Consider the following 18,286-nt stretch of genomic DNA (forward strand, 5'->3'; position numbering starts at 1 on the left):
TGCCGATTCAACGACGGGCGCACGCCCTGTCAAAAAGGTTCGCCTCACGGGAACTTTATTAAGCGTGTTGTCCGGATGTATAGGTTCAGCGCGGCAGGTTCGCGGATGCGGCAGGTATTTTATTCGTTGCTGCTGTTGGAATACTCCCACTGCTCTGGCAAAGCTTGCGGACCGGGACGAATGCCGGCGATATCCGGGTCTTCGCCTTCGATTCGCGGGGCGCGCGGCCGCTCTTTTGATTCGATGCGTCGCTGCTCCTTTTCTTTCTGTTTCTGCTGACGAGCCTTTTCCTTTTCGCGTTTCTGAAAAGTCGGCCTTGATTTCTTCGCCATTGATTTCTCCTTGGTTGTCGCCCAGCTTCGGTTTCGGGTTCGTTCAGCAGTAAACCGGAAAGTTAACCCTACTCGTCTTCCAACTCATCAACGCGGCTAGCGAAATTGTCGCCGCTCAGATCGTCCTCGGCGCTCTCTTCGCTGTCGTCGCCAAAGAACCGGCCTCCCGGCCGTTCACGTATCGGCTGTTTCGGCGCGTTGCGGTCTGACGACTTGCCGCCGCGTCCTCCGGGCTTGCGGCTTCGACGCGGCGCCGCGTCGGGCCCAAAGCTTCGGCCGCCTCTTTCGGTCGTGCCCGGCGGCTCGGGCGACATACGGCCCAAGGACGGGGACCTGGGGGGCCCAGCTGATTGCGGTCGATCTTCGCGCTCGCGAGCTTCATTGACTGCAAGCGGTCGACCCATGAAAAGCTGGTTGTTGAATCTCCGAATCGCCTCTTCGGCTTGAGAGCGTTCGTTGAATTCGACAAACGCAAAGCCGCGCGGCTTGCCTGACTCGCGATCAATTGGAAAGTAGATGTATGAAAGAGGAGCGATTGCCGAGAACAGCTCACGCAGCGCCGCCTCAGTCGCGCTGTAGGGGAGGTTTCCAACAAAAAGACGGACAGCCATCCAATCCCTCAGTTCTCAGTTGCTAACCTGGAACAAATTGCGAGTTCGCCCGGAGGGCTCTATTCGTTAACTAAAAAAACGACCCATCGACCACCGCTCAAAACGCTGGCCTGGTGTCGCTTTTGGGGAGCCACGGCGAGCAGAGTCGCCGTGGCAGGTCCCTCGCCGATTCAGTATCGGTTTCCGCCGTATCCCCCGCGGCCGCCGCCGCCGCCGCCGCCGCCACCACCACGACCGCCGCGGCCACCGCCGCCACCTCCGCCGTAGCCGCCGCGACCGCCGCCGCCAGAACGCTCCTCACGGGGACGCGCTTCATTGACCGTAAGCGCACGGCCGTTCATTTCGGTTCCGTTGAACTGCGCGATTGCCTTCTCAGCATCCTCGTTGCTCATTTCCACAAAGCCGAAGCCCTTCGAACGTCCAGTGTCACGATCCGTGATGATATTAGCCGACTCGACCGGTCCAACCTGTTCGAACAGGTTAGTCAGATCCGCCTCTGTCGTCTGGTACGACAGGTTTCCTACGTACATTCTTTTACCCATATCTCTCCTGAAATTGGCTAAGAGGAACTTCCAAGACCTTGCGGGAAGAGGGTGAAAAGCAGAATCAAACGCTCTCCGAGCTAAGACAAGACGCTCCCGAAAAAACAAAACCGAATGGCAGCGCTCGGGCTGCCACAGAACGTGTTGAGTCTATCAGGTGAGGCTATCCAAGTCCAGAATGTCATTTGGCTTCACAGATCTTCTACACGAAGCTTGATGTCGGCGTTCTTCCAGGCAGCTTCAAACTCTCGCTGAACAAACTTCGCGGCCGCCGTTTTGCCCTGCGATTTCAGGCTTTCCAGCAATCCGAATAGCGCGCGCCCGTTGCGAGGGTGCTTCTTGAGCTCCGCCCTGAACACTCGTTCAGCCTCGGGATATTCGCCGTTCAGAATCAGAATGCCACCGAGCGACTCTCTGACCGGAATGTACCAGTCCTCTGGCTCATCGTAGTTCAAGGAGTCTTCAAGCTCGACCGCTTTTTTCAGGAACTCGATGGCGGCCCGCTTGTCTTTCCTGGCCATCGCGATCCTTGCACTCAGAACGTTGTCGGCTATGCTAAAGACGCTGCCGGGGGTGTTGAAACCGTACGGCCTGTCGGCAGGAACTGCCTTAGTGGCAGTGACCAAAAGACTCCGCTCCTTCCCCGCGCTATCAAGCTTGCCCGTCGATGCATAAGCCATCGCGCGACCGAAATGCCATAGAGCGGTTGTGATGACTAGCTTCTGATCAGGCGCGGGCGCTTTCAGAATGTCATCCCACTTGCCGAAGCGGACCATTAAGAGCGTTGGGGTCGGCATAAACGCATCGAGTATCGGCAAGACAGCTTCGAGCATCGGACCATCCCCTTGAAGGAACTGGCTGAGGTGCGCATACAGTTGATCGCCCGCTCTCTTCGCATCTTGATACCGTCCCTGCATGCTATGGGCTACAGCCAGAAAATGCAGATTGTGGCTGTAGTACATCATCGGATACATACCTTGCTGGCCCGTAGTCTTGAAATACTCGCGGTCCGCTTCGGCCGCGTAGGCATTGCTACGCGCAGCAGCCTCGTAGTTACCGGATCGGATGTCAATGTGAGCGGGCATGTGCACCAGGTGGCCGGCAGCCGGCGCCAATACCTTGAGCCTTTGAGCGCTGGGCAGCGCCCACTCGGGGTGAGGAGACGCCTCGACCGCGTGAATGTAGTAGTGGTTCGCGCCCGTGTGTTGAGGGTCGCGCCGCAGAACCGACTCGAGAACTGAAACGATTTCTTCGGTGCCTTCGGCTGGTTTCCCGTCGCTTGTCCAGAATTGCCACGGCCGCAGGACCATTATGCTTTCCGCGTAAAGCGTCGCCGCGTCCAGATCATCGGGGAAGCGCCGGGCTACATCAGCCATCGCGTTCTTGTAATTCACGCCGAGCTTCTTCAAGTCGGCTTTCGGATCGTTCGAATATCTCGTCGCCAGAGCGTCTATATAAGCGCGCTCGGGCTCGGAAGCTTTCGAAGCCATCGACAGGGCTTTCTGCACGGCCTCAAAGGCGGCTTTCTCGCGTTGAGCATCGATGTCCATGTTGATGTTCGGACCAAGGGCCAACGCGATTCCCCAATGAGCCATCGCCAGTTGAGGATCGAGCTCGGCCGCGCGCTTGAATGAACGGATTGCTTCATCGTGATTGAATCCGTAGACGAGCGCGAGGCCTTGATCGAAGAATCGCTGAGCGTCGGGATTGCTGGTTGAAACCGGATGATGAACGTCGCCCAGGCCCGGGATCAGCGTGGCCGGCTTCGCTTCACTGGCAGGAGTGTGCACGTGCTGCGCCGCCGTACTGGTCGCCAACAACAAGAGAGTGAGCGCAAATGAGAGTTTCATATTGACCTCGTGGTTTTCGTATAAGGATCGTCGGCACAGTTCTTCGTCCGTGGTTTGATTCGGCAGAAGTTGACTGTGAGCGATGAAAGCTAAGATGCTAGAAGATAACGTCGAAATCAAGCCGGAAGCGACGCTTGTGATTCCCGAAGAACACGCCGTAAGCCGGGTCTTCAATGTTGGAATGCACCTGAAGCGGATTGAAATGATTGGTCACGTTGAACCCGCTCACCGAGAAGCGCACCGTGTACTTGTCGCTCAGCTTGAAATCCTTGGAGATTCGCGAGTCCAGCGAGAAGAAGTTCCTGAAGCGATTCTGGTTGGGTATCCCGGCGTAGTTCTGGGTTACATCGGTTGACGCGTAAGGAAAGCCGTTCCGCCATTCGATCATCGGAGCGATTCGCATCTTCCACGGCAGGCGCACCAGACCCCAGGCCAGAAAACGGTTCGGCAAATCGCCCGAAAGGTTCGTGAACGTGTTTGGCCTCACAACCGGAAACGGAAAGTTCCCGAGGTAGTTGTTGAACTCGTTCAGGTCCCCGCGCGAACGGCTGTGCACGTAGGAAAAGAACAATTGCTGATTGTCCCTCAGCGAAAGCCGCGCGGTCAGCTCCAATTGGTTGTAGCCCGACCTGCCGCTGCCCCCCAGCACCAGCGCATCCTGTCCCTGCAAGACCCTTGGCGTGAAGATCACCAGACCGAAGGAGTTGCTCTGAAGGTAGTTCGCCCGGACGCGAAGCATCTTTGTGACTGGATGCTCGATCTCGACGTTCCACGTTTCGCTGTAGGGCGAGAAATTGCCTATGACATTCCTGCTAAAGAGGAGCGGGAACGTCGATATCGCGCGATCGGTTATGTTGATAAAATGGCGCGGGCCGTCGATGATTTCACCCTTTGGACCAAAGGTAGTAACGACTTGCTCCGGATAGCCGTTGAAAGCGAAGACGCTTAGGGGCACCCGATCGTAGAACAGACCGAAGCCGCCGCGGAGTGTCGTCTGTTGATTGGCAAAAGGGGTCCACGCCAGGCCAACACGGGGGGCTACCCGAATCGTATCGGTGATACCTTGCCGCTCGAAGCGCGTGCCTACATCCATTGCGAGCTTCGGCGTGATGACCCAATGGTCCTGCCCGAAGAACGCCGTCTCGAGATCGGTACGATCGAAGGTTTCCCCTCCGACCCAATCTATTCGCTTCACTAATCGCCCTTCATTGTCCTCGATCAACACCGGCCGCGCCGCGAACTCGCCGCGATTGCCGGTGTGCGCGATGGACGAGCCGAACTTCAAATTGTGAGCGCCGTAGAAAGCGATCGGGGGAAGCGAATATGTTTCGAGCCACTCGGCGCGCGAAGCACGGCGGCTCTGGCTGCTGAAATAATTCCCTGAATTGCCGGTCGGGGTAAGGACCATGTCCTGCTCGCCCTGCCCCCAGACATTCCCACTGAAGCGCTTGATCGCCAGAGTGCTTTCAAGCAAGCTGCTGCCTATCGTCCAGCGGTTAATCACGGTTCCGGTGTAGTCATGAGCGCTAAAAGTGGGCGTGACCGGCTGCGGGTCGAAGAAGTTGAGGTTGACGAATTCCATCTGTCGCGGCGCAATGTGGAACGTCCCCGTCAGCTGGTTCACCGGTGACAAAACATAGTCAAACTGCGTAAACGAATTCACTGACTGTTGCTTGCTCTCGTTGAACGGAAACGGCAGCGTTCGATCCGGCCGCTTCTGAAGGTCGTACTCGAGGCCTTCAGAGAAGTAAAACTTGTTCGCGATCAACGGTCCATTGAACGTCACGCGCGGCGAAGCTTCACGTATTCCGCGTAGATGGCCGCTGCGAATACGAAACTCAGGCAGCGGGTCGTTGAGCTCGAAATTCCACTTGTCGCCGCCGCGCCGCGTTTCGACAGAAACCACTCCTGCGGTGAAACGTCCGAACTGAGCTAGGTAAGGCGTCTTGAAAACTTCAATCGTCTCGACGCTATCGACGGGAACGGTCACGCCGAATTGGCCGGTAGCCGGATCGGTGACGTCGGCCGCGTTGACGACAAGCGCGCTCCGGTGCTCTCCGGTGCCGGCGATCTTTATCTCTCCCTCAGTTGAGCGCACAACGCCGGGTACCAACGGCAGCGTATCCTTGACGGTCGCAGGCCTGGCTGGAATGTCTTTGATCTCCCCGCGCCTGAGCGCGGCCGCAGGGGAAGCGCCTTTCTCGATTGACGTGTCCGCGCCTGCTTGCACGTTTACGACGACGTCCTTGAGCTGGACCTTCGGAATCATCGTGAACCTGATCTCGACGGGAGCCCCGGCTGTCAGTACCACGTCCCCTTGAGTCAACGGCTCGAAGGATTCTTTGGAGACGACAATCTCGTAGGTCCCGGGCGCGAGTTTGGCGAGCTCCGCTTCTCCCTTTTCGTTCGTAGCCGCCGCCGCTACGACCGAGCCTTTGAGTTTTGCCTCGACGAGCACACCAGAGACGGGCTTGTCAGACTCGTCAAACGCACTCACTCGAATAACGGCAGAGCGTCCTATCTGAGCAGGAACACTGGCCGAAATACTCATTGTTAAGAGCAATGTTAAAGCGATAGCCGATAGCGGCAGGAGGTTTCTGATTCGGCGGGGTCCACAAGTCCACTGCATAATCCTGGTTCTTTCCTTATTTGGTTGCTGCTCCAAAACCCTCGTTAATGATATCTCAGCCAACCTGAATTTACTACCGTTGACAACGCTTCAAACTTGCTCGCCGTGTTCCGAGAGGCTGAAGCGTGACCTACCTATTACGTCCTCTCCTCAACTTGGATTTGCTTCAAGACCGTTTGAATGTCGTGTTTTTTCCCGCAAAGTATTACGAACAAGGCAAGAGCCTCGTCGCTCGCCGAGAAAAACAATTGGAGTTAGCCGAAAGCACTTTGTTATAACAAGTCCTTCGATGCGAAACCGGAAACAAATTCTCGCGCTGGTTGGGCTGTGGGGAATCATCTACGTGGCGAGTTGCGGCTTTCCTCCCGCCCTGCTTGATGACGCCGACACCGTTCATGCAGAGGCCGCCCGGGAAATGGCTGAGTCGGGTGATTGGGTCACGCTCAATGTTAACAAGATGCGCTATCTTGAAAAGGCTCCGCTGATGTACTGGTCGGTAGCGCTTTCATACAAGCTATTCGGCGTGAGCGAGTTCTCGTCGCGGCTTCCAATAGCGCTGGCGGCTCTCGGTCTGATGCTGGCGACGATGATGTTGGGCAACTTCGCCTTCGGTGAGAAGGCCGGATTCTATTCGGCGTTATGCATCGGCACGTGCGTTGGCATTTATCTATTCACGCGCGTCCTGTGGCCGGACGTGATATTGACGTTGTTCATCACGATGGCCTTCTACTGCTTTCTCCGTGCGACCGAGGATCCGGGCTCTTCGCGTTACGCTTACGGCATCTACTTTTTCGGCGCGCTGGGGGTGCTGACGAAAGGACTGATCGGAGCTGCGTTCCCGGCGATCATCATTTTTGCTTACTTGCTGGTCACCGGAGAGGCTCGAAAGCTTGCTCGGCTGAAGCTTTTCACCGGGACACTGCTTTTCCTGGCGGTCGCTGCCCCCTGGCACATCGCGGCCGGGTTGAGCAATCCCGGAAGCATGATGGTGGGCACGCCGGCTCCCGGTCAGGGCCGCGGGTTCTTCTGGTTCTACTTCATGAACGAGCATCTGCTGCGCTACATCGGCAAGCGCTATCCGGCTGATTACGACACGGTACCGCTGCCGTTGTTTCTAGGCTTGCACGTTGTGTGGCTCTTTCCGTGGAGCTTCTTCCTGCCGCTGGCGATCAAAGAGATCCCGAGGCGCGTAAGGAACTTGAATCGCGAGGAGCGAGCCACACTCTTCTTCGCAGTCTGGGCCGTGCTGGTTATCGTCTTCTTTTGCTTCTCGACTACACAAGAGTATTACACGATGCCGTCGTATCCGGCGTTCGCGCTGTTGATCGGTTGCGCGCTGGCGAAGGCGGAAAGAACATGGCGGGAAAGTAAGGGCAAGTCGCTGTTGAACACGACGCAGATTGCGCTCACGGGCCTGGGGCTGGTTGTGTTCGTAGCCGGCGCGATTGCGGTCTGGTTGACCAGAGACATTGCCGTTGAAGGCGGCATCTCCTCGACGCTGACTCGCAACCCGGAAGCGTATGCGTTGTCGCTCGGCCACGTGCTTGATTTGACACCGCGCTCGCTTGCCGCGCTTCGTACTCCGATAGTGGGGACAGCGTTGACGTTTCTGCTGGGGACCGTGGGGGCGCTGTATCTAAGGAAGCGGGGCAAGCATCTGACGTCCAACGTGTCGCTGGCGTTGATGATGTCAGCATTCTTTTTCTTTGCTCACATGAGCCTTGCCGCATTCGGCCCTTACCTCTCCTCGCGCTCGCTGGCCGAAGAGATTGATCGCGAGCACAAGGAAGGCGATCTGATAGTGATCAACGGCCAATATGAGGGCGGATCGTCGATAAACTTCTACACCGGGAAGATGGTCTACATTCTTAACGGCCGCTCCGCGAATCTGGAGTACGGCTCCTACTTCGAAGACGCGCCCATGATTTTCATCGACGATGAAGGGCTTGCTAAGATGTGGGGCGGTACAAACCGCGTTTTCCTTTTCACGGATTCATCAACGCTGGAGGAGGTGACTCGCGCCGCGAGAGGTCCGATTTATGGGTTGGCCGAAAGCGGAGGCAAACTCATACTGACGAACCAACAATCAAAATGACTATGAGAAACCTGATCCTGGTCTTAATGCTTTTTCTTTCGCCGGTCCTGGCGTACTCGGCGCAGAAAGACCCGGCCTCGCGAGCCGATGAGTTGTTTGCCGCGCGCGACTACGCGGACAATTTGAAGCAAGGCGTCTCGCTGATGGAACAACTCACCGCGCGCGAGCCTTCGAACTACGAAGCGTGGTGGCGGCTGGCAAGGCTCAGATACTACTTAGGAGACCGCGAGAAAGATCAGACCAAGAAGACCAGGCTGTTTCAGGCTGGAGTCGACGCCGGGAAGAAGGCAGTCGCGCTCGATGGCACACGCGTCGAGGGACATTTCTGGTTCGCAGCCAATGAAGGCGAGTACGCCGATCTCAAAGGCGCGCTTCAGAGCCTTGGTCTGGTGAAAACCATCCGCAAGGAGTTCGAGGCGGCGCTTGCGATCAATCCGGCTTACGAAAACGGCGCAATCTATTCGGCGCTTGGTCAGATCGACTGGAATCTACCGCGACTGCTTGGCGGAAATGAACGGCGCGGCATCGAAAGGTTGGAAGAAGGCTTGAAAGTAGGGCCCAACAACGCCGAGCTAAAGGTGACACTGGCGGAGATCTACCTGAAGAAGGGGAGAAGAGACGAAGCGAAGAGGTTGGTCGAAAGCGTGTTGAGCGTGAATGATCAGGCGCGAAGTCCCATCGAAATGGAGGAGTTGAGAGCCAAGGCTCGCACATTACTCGATAAGTTGAAATAGAGACGTGTGCGGCTAACTGCGTAGATCACGTCCGCGAAGCGCGGACCTTCCGCTGAGGGAAATATCAGCACTGAAGTCTATGCTGCTCAGAGACGAACGATCGCATAGATCAGCTCATCGATGGTTTGACCGTCCTTCGTGACGCTTTTCCGCATTCGACATTCAAACTCGTAGCCGGCTTTCTCCAGCACTCGCATTGACGCTGGATTCCACTCGAACACACCGGCATAGACTCTGCACAGATCGAACGTGGCGAACGCGTAATCGGTCACTGCGCGCACAGCTTCTGTCACGATCCCTCGCCCCCAAAACTCTTCACCCAGCCAGTAGCCGATCTCGGCCGATCGCCTGAACACGTCGTCTTTCAAGACTAGTCCGATCCCCCCGACGGCGGCGCCATCGACAACGATGGCGAAATTGGTTATGGGAGTCGTTGGGTTTGCGATCTGAATCCAGTGCATCGCATCCGCAGGTGTGTACGGATGCGGGAACGCATCTCGAAGGTTGAGCCAGATCTTCCTGCTATTCGCATGCCGAACGAGGGCCTCCTCGTCTCTGGGCATCCACGGTCGAAGCGTGAACTTGCTCAGCTTGAGCTCCATAGTGCCTCCACGGCTAATGGCGAAGAGTTTTCGGCGCAACTATCGAAAGCAACTTCTTCCTTCACCAGCGCTGTGCTTTATGCAGGATTATACGGCTTAAGTGATTTCGAGGACACCAATGAGAGCGATGGAAGAAAGCCGTAGCCACCGCCGTCTAACTAACGAATTTGGCGATGAAGAGTCGGAGAGGTCAAACACCATAACCATTGAGCAACCGTGCAAAGGAAGGAGTCTACAATGTCACAAAGATCATTAGTGAAGCGATTGAGCCGGAAGTCGGCCAGAACGTTGATAACACTTGTATCGCTCGGCAGCGCGCTGCTGCTGGCGATCGCGTCGCCTGCGCTTGCGGGAGGTTTCCAGCTTTCAGTAGAGACGCCCGCCGGGTCGGCCGACCCTCAATTGAAAGATGCTGTGCTGATCGCGCGCACCTACGGCTGCCATCAGCCGGCGGACGCGAGGCTGTCGGCGACCGCTGAGGGATTCGTCAACAGCAAGCGCCAGTCGCTGCCGCTGGAGTTGCGCTCGATCGGATCGGGAGTCTATGCGATCAAGCAACAGTGGCCGTCTGAAGGGAACTGGGTGCTTGCGCTCACCGGCGCTTACAACGGAATGACAAGCAGCGTGCTCGTTGAACTGGGACCGAACGGAAAAGTACTCCCAGGCACGAGGCTCGAAGAAGGGAATCTGAAAGGTGTGCACGCGAAAGGAGCACGAAGAAAGTGGATTGCCGCGGACATCGACTCGGCGCTTCAGACAGCGGCCGGTATCACCAGCCAGGCGCCGGGCGAAGAGAATAGCTCTATCCTCTCGCCGATCACTTTGCTCCTGGCTGGGATGGGTGCGTCCGTGTTTACGATCGGTTTCGTTGCCCGATCGCGTCGCGGCCGCGCATCTGGCGAGATCTCGAGTTAAGACTGACGTGACGCATTCGATGAGGGGCAGGCGTCAGGTTCATTCCTAATGCCTGTCTCTTGAATTTTGCTATGTAGTATTCGATCTCGTTATCAAAGGGCGGGAACCAAAAAAAAGAGGGCACGCTGCAAGTCGGTTATCCCTGGGTCGTTCAAACCTCACTGCAAACGCACCCTTCTTAGCCGCTAAAGGAGAAATCAAACCTCAGTGCACTACAAAACCCGATCGTCGTGATGGATTCGATTGAAGCGCTGAACCGGCGCCCGCTCATATCTCGCAACGCCCCCGCTTCCAAGACGTCCGGCGGATGAGAGAGCGGGCCACACGCTAAACAAACTCGGTAGCTCAGCGCTGTGCTCAAAAAAACAAGATTGCGATTATCGCCGCCGGTGATAGTAGTTTAAGATGAAACACGGTGTCAAACAGTATTTTGACGGGCTAGCCTCAAAATAATGCTGCGACCCACGGAGATCCGGGTATGAGCGTCAAGCGGCAAAGGGGGTTGAGACGTTAACGTCGCGGGCGCTGCGGGTGCGCAATGGATTTGAAGCCCTCCGTTCCGTCAAGCCAGGTCTTCACCAATTGAAACGCCCCATCTCGCGTGCTAGCCTCTCCTTGTAAGAAGGTGACCGACCCAGACGGAGCCAAGCTGTGACAACCAGGTTCGCGATAGCTTTGCTATGCATCGTTTTGGCAACGGCGCTCATCGCGCCGGCGCTCGCACAGCAAGCCGATCAAGTGATCAAACTCGAAGCCGATCTGGTCACAATTGACGCGACGGTCACCGACAAGAACGGCAACTTCATACGCAAGCTCAAGGCGGAAGACTTCGTCGTCTATGAAGACAATCAGCCCCAGAAGTTCGAGTTCTTCGAAGCCAACGAGGAAGCCGCGCTCACCCGCTCGGTGGCGGTCGTCTTTGCGCTCGACAGGTCAGGCAGCATCAAGCCGGAAGAAATCGCCAAGCAACGCGAGGCAACCGAGAGTTTCGTTAAGTTAGTCCGGCCTGAATCGCTGTTTGCAGTCGTCACCTTCAGCAGCGAAATGGAAGTGCTTCAGGATTTCACCAGTGAGCCACAAAAAATCAGCCGGGCTTTCCGAAAGATCGGCGAGGCCACAGGCTTGTCGCGGATATTCGGCACAATTGACCGCGCAGTCTCGATGCTCAAACGCGCGCCTCGTTTTCGAGGCGGACGCCGACTCCGTCGTGTTGTCATTGTGATAACCGACGGCTTCGACAACCTGGACTCGACCGACCAGCAGGACTTGATACGCCGCGCTAACGATGCGGAGGTGACGGTCTATTCGATCACGCTGCCTTCGTACATGGCCGGGTCCGTAAGCGGCAGAAGCATGACGCTGTTGGACGTCTCACGCATCGTTCCGATGACCGGCGGTTCGGATTTTTCCGCCGACGCGAAGGACTTCACGCCGGTGTTCAAAGCCATCGCCGAAGAGATCAGGTCCAGCTACACGCTCGCCTACTATCCGGAAAAAAAACGCCGCGACGGGCGCGTTCATCAGATACGTGTCGAGGTTCGCCAGACGGGCGCAATCATCAGGACAAATCGCACTAGCTATCACGCGCCGAAGGAAGGCAAACAAAGTTGAGCGTCACGAGAGTTGGACTTTGCGTACCCCGCCGCGGCGATGTACGCGCTAGAATCCATACGCGACTGCTTTATCCTGCGAGCCGCGGGTAGTGGTTCAATTTGACTTCAGCCAGCGGTCGATTCTGCTTTAACCCGCAAAGGTTCATCGAGTATAGTGGGCTCATGGCGAAGCGGCTGAAACGAATGCCCCGTGACTGGAATCAACTAGGGAAAGCGATTGTCGATCTTACCACCGGCGCTATAGAGCCGGAAGAAGTCCCCGAAAAGAACCCTGCGGCTGTCGCGCTAGGCAAGTTGGGCGGTTCAAAGGGCGGCAAGAGTCGAGCAGAGAAGCTGTCAGCCAAGAAGCGAAAAGAGATTGCTACAAAGGCGGCTCAAGCACGATGGAAGAACAAGAGCGCCGACTAGTGCTCATAGCGTGGGTGGATTCCTACGGGGCATCGGCTACGTAGCAGAATCTTAGTAATTGTGAACCAGAGCTTATGGTGTGTCAGTCTGTCGGTTGGTTAGTACATGATGACGAGCGTTGCAAGGTCATCGTTCCGCACATCTCGCAGCCAGATCATCCGACCACATCGCAACAGGGATGCGGCGACATGACGATACCCTCATCTGCCATCTTGCGAATTGCTGATTTGAGCATCGCCATGCCCCCCGCTGATCAAGAGAACGTCTAGCGCTTCCGGTTCGGCTTATCCGGCCTCTGGGTCAAAGCCGAACCCGCCACGCTCTTGACGCTCTTAGGATTAGGGTTGCTCAAAAGCTTGGAAGCCTTTGAGGCGACTGGTGCATACCCATACCCGTCCGTCAGGGCCGATGAGGTAACAACGTGTCGCACCTTCATAAGCATCTCGCGGCTATGGGCATACGGAATTTCCCCCCGATGCTGTAGTTGTCCAACGACTATTCCTGGATGAACACCAATGCGACTAGCGAAACCTTTGATTTGCTGCTTTGAATACAACGGGCGCACCCTTGCAACAAAGCGTTCAAGCTCTGAACTAGCGATAGAACATTCGCAAGCAAAACGGTCGGCCGTTCGCTCGTTTTCCGGCTTATCCTTCATTGACTCCTCCTGCTCGCCTACGATGTCTGTATCAAGAATCTCTGGATTCTGAAGCCCGTCTCGGTTCTTAATGTGACCAAGTTCATGCCAGAGGGTATGCCAGAACCAATCGATACGATCATAACGCAGTGAGAGAGCAATTACCGGAGATGTCTTATCGAGCCAGAAACACACGCCATCAATCCTCGTGTGTGATAGCGGTTCGATGACCACGAATCGAATACCAGCTTCCGCGAGAATCCTTGGTACTAGTCTGGTATCTTCGACGTTGGGTAATAGCAGCCGCAAGCGATCGACCGCAGCGACGAAGGACTTATCTGAAAACTTTTTTACAGATAGCGCTCGCGAAAGTTGCTTGGCGCGAGACATCCACGCCCTCTGCGGCCAAGTTACGGTTTCATACGACGTGGACTTCCTAGCGGCGTGCGCAAAAGTCGGCTCGCTATCAATGAAGGGGAGTTCAAAAAACTCCAAGAACCTTCTTTCCAAGTCATCAATGCTGTCGGTTGCGTGAATCCAATGACGACGGATCATTTCCTTCACGGGGTACCGCTCGTATAGCTTTGATCGTCTCGCAACAGTGTCGTCTTTGGGTTCAGTACGCGAGAGCCGATATGTGCTCTCTAGGTTGAGCCAGAACTGTGCACTAGTTCCCGGAAATGCATCCCCTAGCCCCCGCGCGGTTTCGGGCGTAACCCCGCGCTTGCCTGAAATAATGTCATTCACCAGGTTGACGGGCCTGCCAAGGATCTCAGCTAAATCACTTTGAGTCCACCCCCTGGCCTCAAGCTCCTCCTTCAGTATCTCACCGGGAGAAAACACCTCTGCGACCTTTCTGTTTGTCATAACGTCCCCTCAGCTTTCAGTGATAATCTTCAATGCCAACAACGAGTACTACTTTGTTCGGCGTTTGTCCCTGAAGCTCCACGATTAGCCGCCATTGATCGTTCAGTTTCATCGAACACTGATGACTTCGCTTTCCCTTCAGCTTTTCAAATCGTAGTGACTTCAAAGCGTAGAACGTCCGTTCGTCCGGTGCTGCTCGGATTATCTGCATTCGCTTCCTAAACGCTGTGACTATGGCTTGAGCAAATCCTCCATCGTACTTCGGGTCGGTCTCCAACCTATCTAGCGACTTGTCCCCGAAGCGAACCTCCATGATTTGGTACTTTACTACAGCACTAAAAATATGTAAAGTACAATTTCCAGAAAACGTCATCGGGCGACAGTTTAAGCTTGACAAGTACATAGTCGCTCAAGCATAGTGTCAATATAAATAAATTGAACACAGAAAGGCGCGCTCAGATAGTACGGGCTCTGGTGGAAGGAACCGGCATCAACGCTACGGTTCTGATGACGGGGGTTTCAAAGAACACCATTCTCAAGTTACTAGCTGATCTTGGTGAGGCTTGCGCACAGTATCAGGATGGGGCACTGCACAATTTGCCTTGTCGGCGTATTCAGTGCGATGAGATTTGGTCGTTCTGCTATGCCAAGGACAAGAACGTTCCTGAAGAAAAACGCGGTGTTTTTGGTTACGGTGATGTTTGGACTTGGGTTGCAATCGACGCAGACACGAAACTCGTTCCCTGCTGGCATCACGGAAGGCGCGATGCTATCGCGGCTTCGCAGTTCATCAATGACCTTGCTAGTCGGCTCAGTCATCGCGTACAGCTTACGACTGACGTCCACCGACCCTACTTACAGGCGATTGAAGGTGCGTTCGGCTGCGAGGTTGATTATGCGATGCTTATTAAGCTCTACGGGAACCCCCCGGATGACCGAGGATACAGCCCTGGCGATTGCATCGGGTGTGAGGTTAAGACGATCACGGGCAACCCGGATGCTGACCATATCTCAACTAGCTACATCGAGCGCCAGAACCTCACAATGAGAATGAGCATGAGGCGTTTCACCCGCCTAACTAACGCTTTCAGTAAGAAGCTTGATAACCTGCGTCATTCGGTTTCGTTGCATTATATGCATTACAATTTCGCTCGGATTCACAAGACGCTGCGATGCAGTCCTGCACAAGAAGCCGGAATCACCAGCAAGCTTTGGGAGATTGAAGATATAGTGGCGCTGCTGGACTAACGCTGCGCTAGGAGAGTTGACGATCAATCCAACCCGTGCGAATATTCTTATGAGTGCCTAGGGCTCAAATCACAATTTACTAGGATTGGCCCGGCGAGAAAATGAAACCGGGATGCTGCTCTTTGCAAATTTAATGAGAGGAGGTTAAATGCACGATGCATTAGAATGCTTAATTGTATTTGCCTATTTCATCTTGGTAGTTGCCACCGTAAGGCGGTCAAAACGATTGCACATTAGCGGCTATTTGATCCTAGCGATTGCACACCTAATGATACTTCTTATGAATCTGTAAAAGTGGAAAATTAAAATGGTAAGTGCCCGGTTGGGCAAAAGGCGACTTCGGTCGCCTTTTTTAATTGGGAAATCTCAAACTGACCCACTACCGAGCCGCGGACTCGCTAGTAAAAACCCCATCCATCCGCTAACATCACGGTTTACGCTTGCATGCGGATAGACGCCTGAGAGAACCAGGGATTGCCAGGGATTTAATGATCGAGAAGAAAAAAGTCGGAATGGTGAGCCTGGGCTGTCCTAAGAACCTCGTGGACAGCGAGGTGATGATGGGCCTGCTCGCGCGACAGGGTTACGAGTTGACTACTGACTCGCGCGCGGCCGACGTGCTTGTGGTCAACACCTGCGGCTTCATCGACTCCGCGAGGCAAGAGTCGGTCGAGACTATTCTCGAAATGGCCCAACTCAAACAGTCGGGCAATCTGAAGCGCTTGATAGTCGCCGGCTGTTTGGTCGAGCGCTACCGCGATGAGCTTCAGCGCGAGATACCGGAGATCGACGCTTGCATCGGAGTCAATCAGCTAAAGGAAATCGAATCGGTCGTCGAGCCTAACGGCCACCGGGTCTTGCCGGTTTATAGCGACGGCGCCTCCGCGCCTGAGCTTTATCTGTACGATGAGACCACTCCGCGTTTGCGCGCCACGGCCCCGTACACTTCTTACGTGAAGATCGCCGAGGGCTGCGACCATACTTGCGCGTTCTGCATTATCCCAAAATTGCGCGGCGTCTTTCGCAGCCGTTCACCCGAGTCCATCTTAAGGGAAGTCGAAATGCTTGCGGCGCAGGGCGTGAAAGAGTTCGTGTTGATCTCGCAAGACACGACGACTTACGGCTCGGATCTTGGGCTCAAGGACGGCCTCGCCCGGCTTGTGGATTCGATAGCGGGTGTTCCAAGCGTCGAGTGGGTGAGGTTTCTTTACTGTTATCCGACGGCGATTACCGACGAGTTACTGCGCGTAGTGGCCGAGCGCCCAAACGTCTGCAAGTATTTCGACATCCCGCTTCAACATGCGAGCCGCCGGGTGCTCGGTCGTATGCGGCGAGGTGGCGGCCGGGCGGCTTATGAACGGATGATCGAGCGCATACGTGCGCGAGTGCCCGGCGTCGCCCTTCGCACGACCTTCATAGTTGGATTCCCTGGCGAGCGCGAAGAAGACTTCGAGGAGCTTCTGGACTTTGTGCGCGCCGCGGAGTTCGATCGGGTTGGCGTATTCACTTACTCGGATGAAGAGAACTCCGCGGCGTTCGAGCTTGACGAAAAAGTCGACGGCGCCGTTGCGAAGAAACGCGAGAGCCGGTTGATGAAAGCGCAGGCTCGAATATCACATCGTAAGAATCGCCGCCTGGTCGGCAGCCGCGTAAGAGTGTTGCTCGAGGGCAAGTCCAAAGAAAGCGACTTGCTGCTTGAAGGCCGCATGCAATCGCAAGCTCCGGAGATCGACGGGTCTGTGTTGATAAACGACGTGCCTGACGGCGTTGAGCCGCGACCCGGTGATTTCGTAACCGTCGAAATAACCGAGGCGCATGAGTACGATCTAATTGGCCGCGTTGTCTGATCGCCCAGGCCGGTAAGACACAAGAGCCTTGCGGGATCTCATCGCTTGAATCCCTCTTCACCCATCAAAAAAGAACGCATCACGGCGAGCGACCGCGTCGCATATGCGATAGCGACGGGACTGGGAGCGGGCTTCGTGCCTGTTGCCCCCGGGACTGCCGGCGCCGCCGAAGGTGTGGCGATTTTTCTCGCGGTCCTGGCGCTGCGTTTAGGAGAATGGCCCTCGGTGTTCGTGTTGGTGATTCTGAACATCGTGCTCTTTGCCGTTGGAGTGTGGGCTTCGAGCAGGACTTGCGAAATCACTCAACTCAAAGACCCGCGCTTGATAGTAATCGACGAAGTAAGCGGTCAGTTGATCTCGCTAACGCCGCTCGCATTCTGGGCGCCATTCTCGATCAAAGCGGTCGTCTTCGGGTTCTTGCTCTTTCGCTTGTTCGATATCTTCAAGCCATATCCGATCCGCAAGCTCGAGCGGCTTCATGGCGGACTCGGGGTGATGGCTGACGACGCACTCGCGGGAGTCTACGCGGCTACGCTGATATGCCTCGGGCTTCTGGTCGATTTGATGTTCTCTGCCTAATCTTGCGTGAATGATTCAGTTTGACATGGATCTTGAGCGGCTCAAAGAGATCGTCCAGCGCGGTGATTCGAGCGGCGAGCCTCGCATCGAGATAATCAAGCGAGCAGAACGAAGGGGCAAGCGCCTCGGGGCGTTCGCCTCGTCATTCAACCCGCCAACTATCGCGCACGTCGAATTGATGCAACGATCCGCTGAAGCCTTCTCACTCGACGAAATCATTGCGCTTGCGGGTAAGACCAACGCCGACAAGGTTGATTACGAATGCACTCTTGAAGAGCGGCTTGCGATGCTTACGCTCGCGTTTGCAGACCAGCCTCGCACATCGATCGGCTTATCGTCGCACGGCTTCTACGCGGACATGATTGACGCTCTGGAGCGTGTCTATCCGCCGGAAACCGATTTGCACTTCATCGTCGGCTTCGATACATTCGAGCGCGTGCTTGATCCGGACAACCGCTACACGCAGAGATACTACCGGGCATTCAACAGCCGAATTGAAGCGCTTCAGTATCTGTTTGCCCGGAGCCGTTTTATCGTAGCAGGGCGGGCGGGAACGGGATTGGACAGCATCGCGGCGCTGGTCGAGCGCGAGCCGGATGTGCCATCCGAGCGAGTCTTGTATCTGGATTTTCCGGCTGACCTCGGCGAGCTTTCGGCGACCGATGTGCGCAACCGCCAACGCTTACGCAGGCCGATCAAAGAGCTAGTGCCGGAAGAGGTGGAGGAGTACATAAAGAAGCACGGACTCTATACGACGTAAGCAGACCTGCGCGTCTG

General features: G+C 55.7%; 17 protein-coding genes. 9 read left to right on the top strand and 8 right to left on the bottom strand.

The genetic code is table 11. The features are described 5' to 3' along the window. Positions 1-119: 119 nt before the first annotated feature. From AABO57_16120 to AABO57_16140, 5 genes are all read right to left on the bottom strand, one after another. Positions 120-332: a hypothetical protein gene (locus tag AABO57_16120; protein MEK6287267.1), complete on the bottom strand. Its 213-nt coding sequence runs from the start codon at positions 330-332 to the stop codon at positions 120-122. A 68-nt stretch (positions 333-400) separates the two neighbouring features. After that, on the bottom strand, positions 401-943 hold the full coding sequence (locus AABO57_16125) for a hypothetical protein (GenBank protein MEK6287268.1): 543 nt from the start codon (positions 941-943) through the stop codon (positions 401-403). A gap of 170 nt (positions 944-1,113) precedes the next feature. Next, entirely contained in the window at positions 1,114-1,485 is a 372-nt protein-coding gene (locus tag AABO57_16130) for an RNA-binding protein (protein MEK6287269.1), read from the bottom strand. Between the two features lie 191 nt (positions 1,486-1,676). Further along, entirely contained in the window at positions 1,677-3,335 is a 1,659-nt protein-coding gene (locus AABO57_16135) for a hypothetical protein (GenBank protein MEK6287270.1), read from the bottom strand. 97 nt (positions 3,336-3,432) lie between these two features. Beyond that, on the bottom strand, positions 3,433-5,832 hold the full coding sequence (locus AABO57_16140; protein ID MEK6287271.1) for a TonB-dependent receptor: 2,400 nt from the start codon (positions 5,830-5,832) through the stop codon (positions 3,433-3,435). Positions 5,833-6,253: 421 nt separating this feature from the next. Between AABO57_16140 and AABO57_16145 the strand changes: the two genes are divergently transcribed. After that, positions 6,254-8,059 (top strand): glycosyltransferase family 39 protein, encoded by a 1,806-nt coding sequence (locus AABO57_16145; GenBank protein ID MEK6287272.1) that lies wholly within the window; start codon positions 6,254-6,256, stop codon positions 8,057-8,059. A 2-nt stretch (positions 8,060-8,061) separates the two neighbouring features. Continuing rightward, the gene (locus AABO57_16150) at positions 8,062-8,793 is read left to right on the top strand and encodes a TRAP transporter TatT component family protein (protein MEK6287273.1); all 732 of its coding nucleotides are present in this window, start codon (positions 8,062-8,064) and stop codon (positions 8,791-8,793) included. A gap of 86 nt (positions 8,794-8,879) precedes the next feature. On the opposite strand, the gene AABO57_16155 is transcribed toward AABO57_16150, so the two are convergent. Next, positions 8,880-9,395 (bottom strand): GNAT family N-acetyltransferase, encoded by a 516-nt coding sequence (locus tag AABO57_16155; GenBank protein ID MEK6287274.1) that lies wholly within the window; start codon positions 9,393-9,395, stop codon positions 8,880-8,882. A 237-nt stretch (positions 9,396-9,632) separates the two neighbouring features. Between AABO57_16155 and AABO57_16160 the strand changes: the two genes are divergently transcribed. From AABO57_16160 to AABO57_16170, 3 genes are all read left to right on the top strand, one after another. Then, positions 9,633-10,310 carry a hypothetical protein gene (locus tag AABO57_16160; GenBank protein MEK6287275.1) on the top strand — a complete coding sequence of 226 codons (678 nt, stop codon included), beginning with the start codon at positions 9,633-9,635 and terminating at the stop codon, positions 10,308-10,310. 651 nt (positions 10,311-10,961) lie between these two features. Continuing rightward, entirely contained in the window at positions 10,962-11,921 is a 960-nt protein-coding gene (locus tag AABO57_16165; protein MEK6287276.1) for a VWA domain-containing protein, read from the top strand. Between the two features lie 185 nt (positions 11,922-12,106). Further along, on the top strand, positions 12,107-12,331 hold the full coding sequence (locus AABO57_16170; protein MEK6287277.1) for a hypothetical protein: 225 nt from the start codon (positions 12,107-12,109) through the stop codon (positions 12,329-12,331). A 265-nt stretch (positions 12,332-12,596) separates the two neighbouring features. Here the strand turns inward: AABO57_16170 and AABO57_16175 are convergent, their stop codons facing one another. Together AABO57_16175 and AABO57_16180 are read right to left on the bottom strand one after the other, a co-directional pair. Beyond that, entirely contained in the window at positions 12,597-13,835 is a 1,239-nt protein-coding gene (locus AABO57_16175) for an XRE family transcriptional regulator (GenBank protein MEK6287278.1), read from the bottom strand. A 16-nt stretch (positions 13,836-13,851) separates the two neighbouring features. Next, entirely contained in the window at positions 13,852-14,238 is a 387-nt protein-coding gene (locus AABO57_16180) for a type II toxin-antitoxin system RelE/ParE family toxin (protein ID MEK6287279.1), read from the bottom strand. Positions 14,239-14,261: 23 nt separating this feature from the next. Here AABO57_16180 and AABO57_16185 point away from each other — a divergent pair, with 23 nt between their 5' ends. The 4 genes from AABO57_16185 (at position 14,262) to AABO57_16200 (ending at position 18,269) form a co-directional block, all read left to right on the top strand. Then, a complete protein-coding gene (locus AABO57_16185) occupies positions 14,262-15,083 on the top strand; it encodes an IS1 family transposase (protein ID MEK6287280.1) in 822 nt (273 codons plus the stop codon). Between the two features lie 488 nt (positions 15,084-15,571). Beyond that, positions 15,572-16,930 carry a 30S ribosomal protein S12 methylthiotransferase RimO gene (gene rimO / locus AABO57_16190; GenBank protein ID MEK6287281.1) on the top strand — a complete coding sequence of 453 codons (1,359 nt, stop codon included), beginning with the start codon at positions 15,572-15,574 and terminating at the stop codon, positions 16,928-16,930. A 45-nt stretch (positions 16,931-16,975) separates the two neighbouring features. Next, the gene (locus tag AABO57_16195; protein ID MEK6287282.1) at positions 16,976-17,509 is read left to right on the top strand and encodes a phosphatidylglycerophosphatase A; all 534 of its coding nucleotides are present in this window, start codon (positions 16,976-16,978) and stop codon (positions 17,507-17,509) included. Positions 17,510-17,519: 10 nt separating this feature from the next. After that, positions 17,520-18,269, top strand: coding sequence for a nicotinate-nicotinamide nucleotide adenylyltransferase (locus tag AABO57_16200; GenBank protein ID MEK6287283.1), 750 nt, complete (start codon positions 17,520-17,522; stop codon positions 18,267-18,269). Positions 18,270-18,286: the final 17 nt, after the last annotated feature.

Source organism: Acidobacteriota bacterium, from assembly GCA_038040445.1.
GTDB classification, from domain to species: Bacteria; Acidobacteriota; Blastocatellia; order UBA7656; family UBA7656; genus Onstottus_A; species Onstottus_A frigus.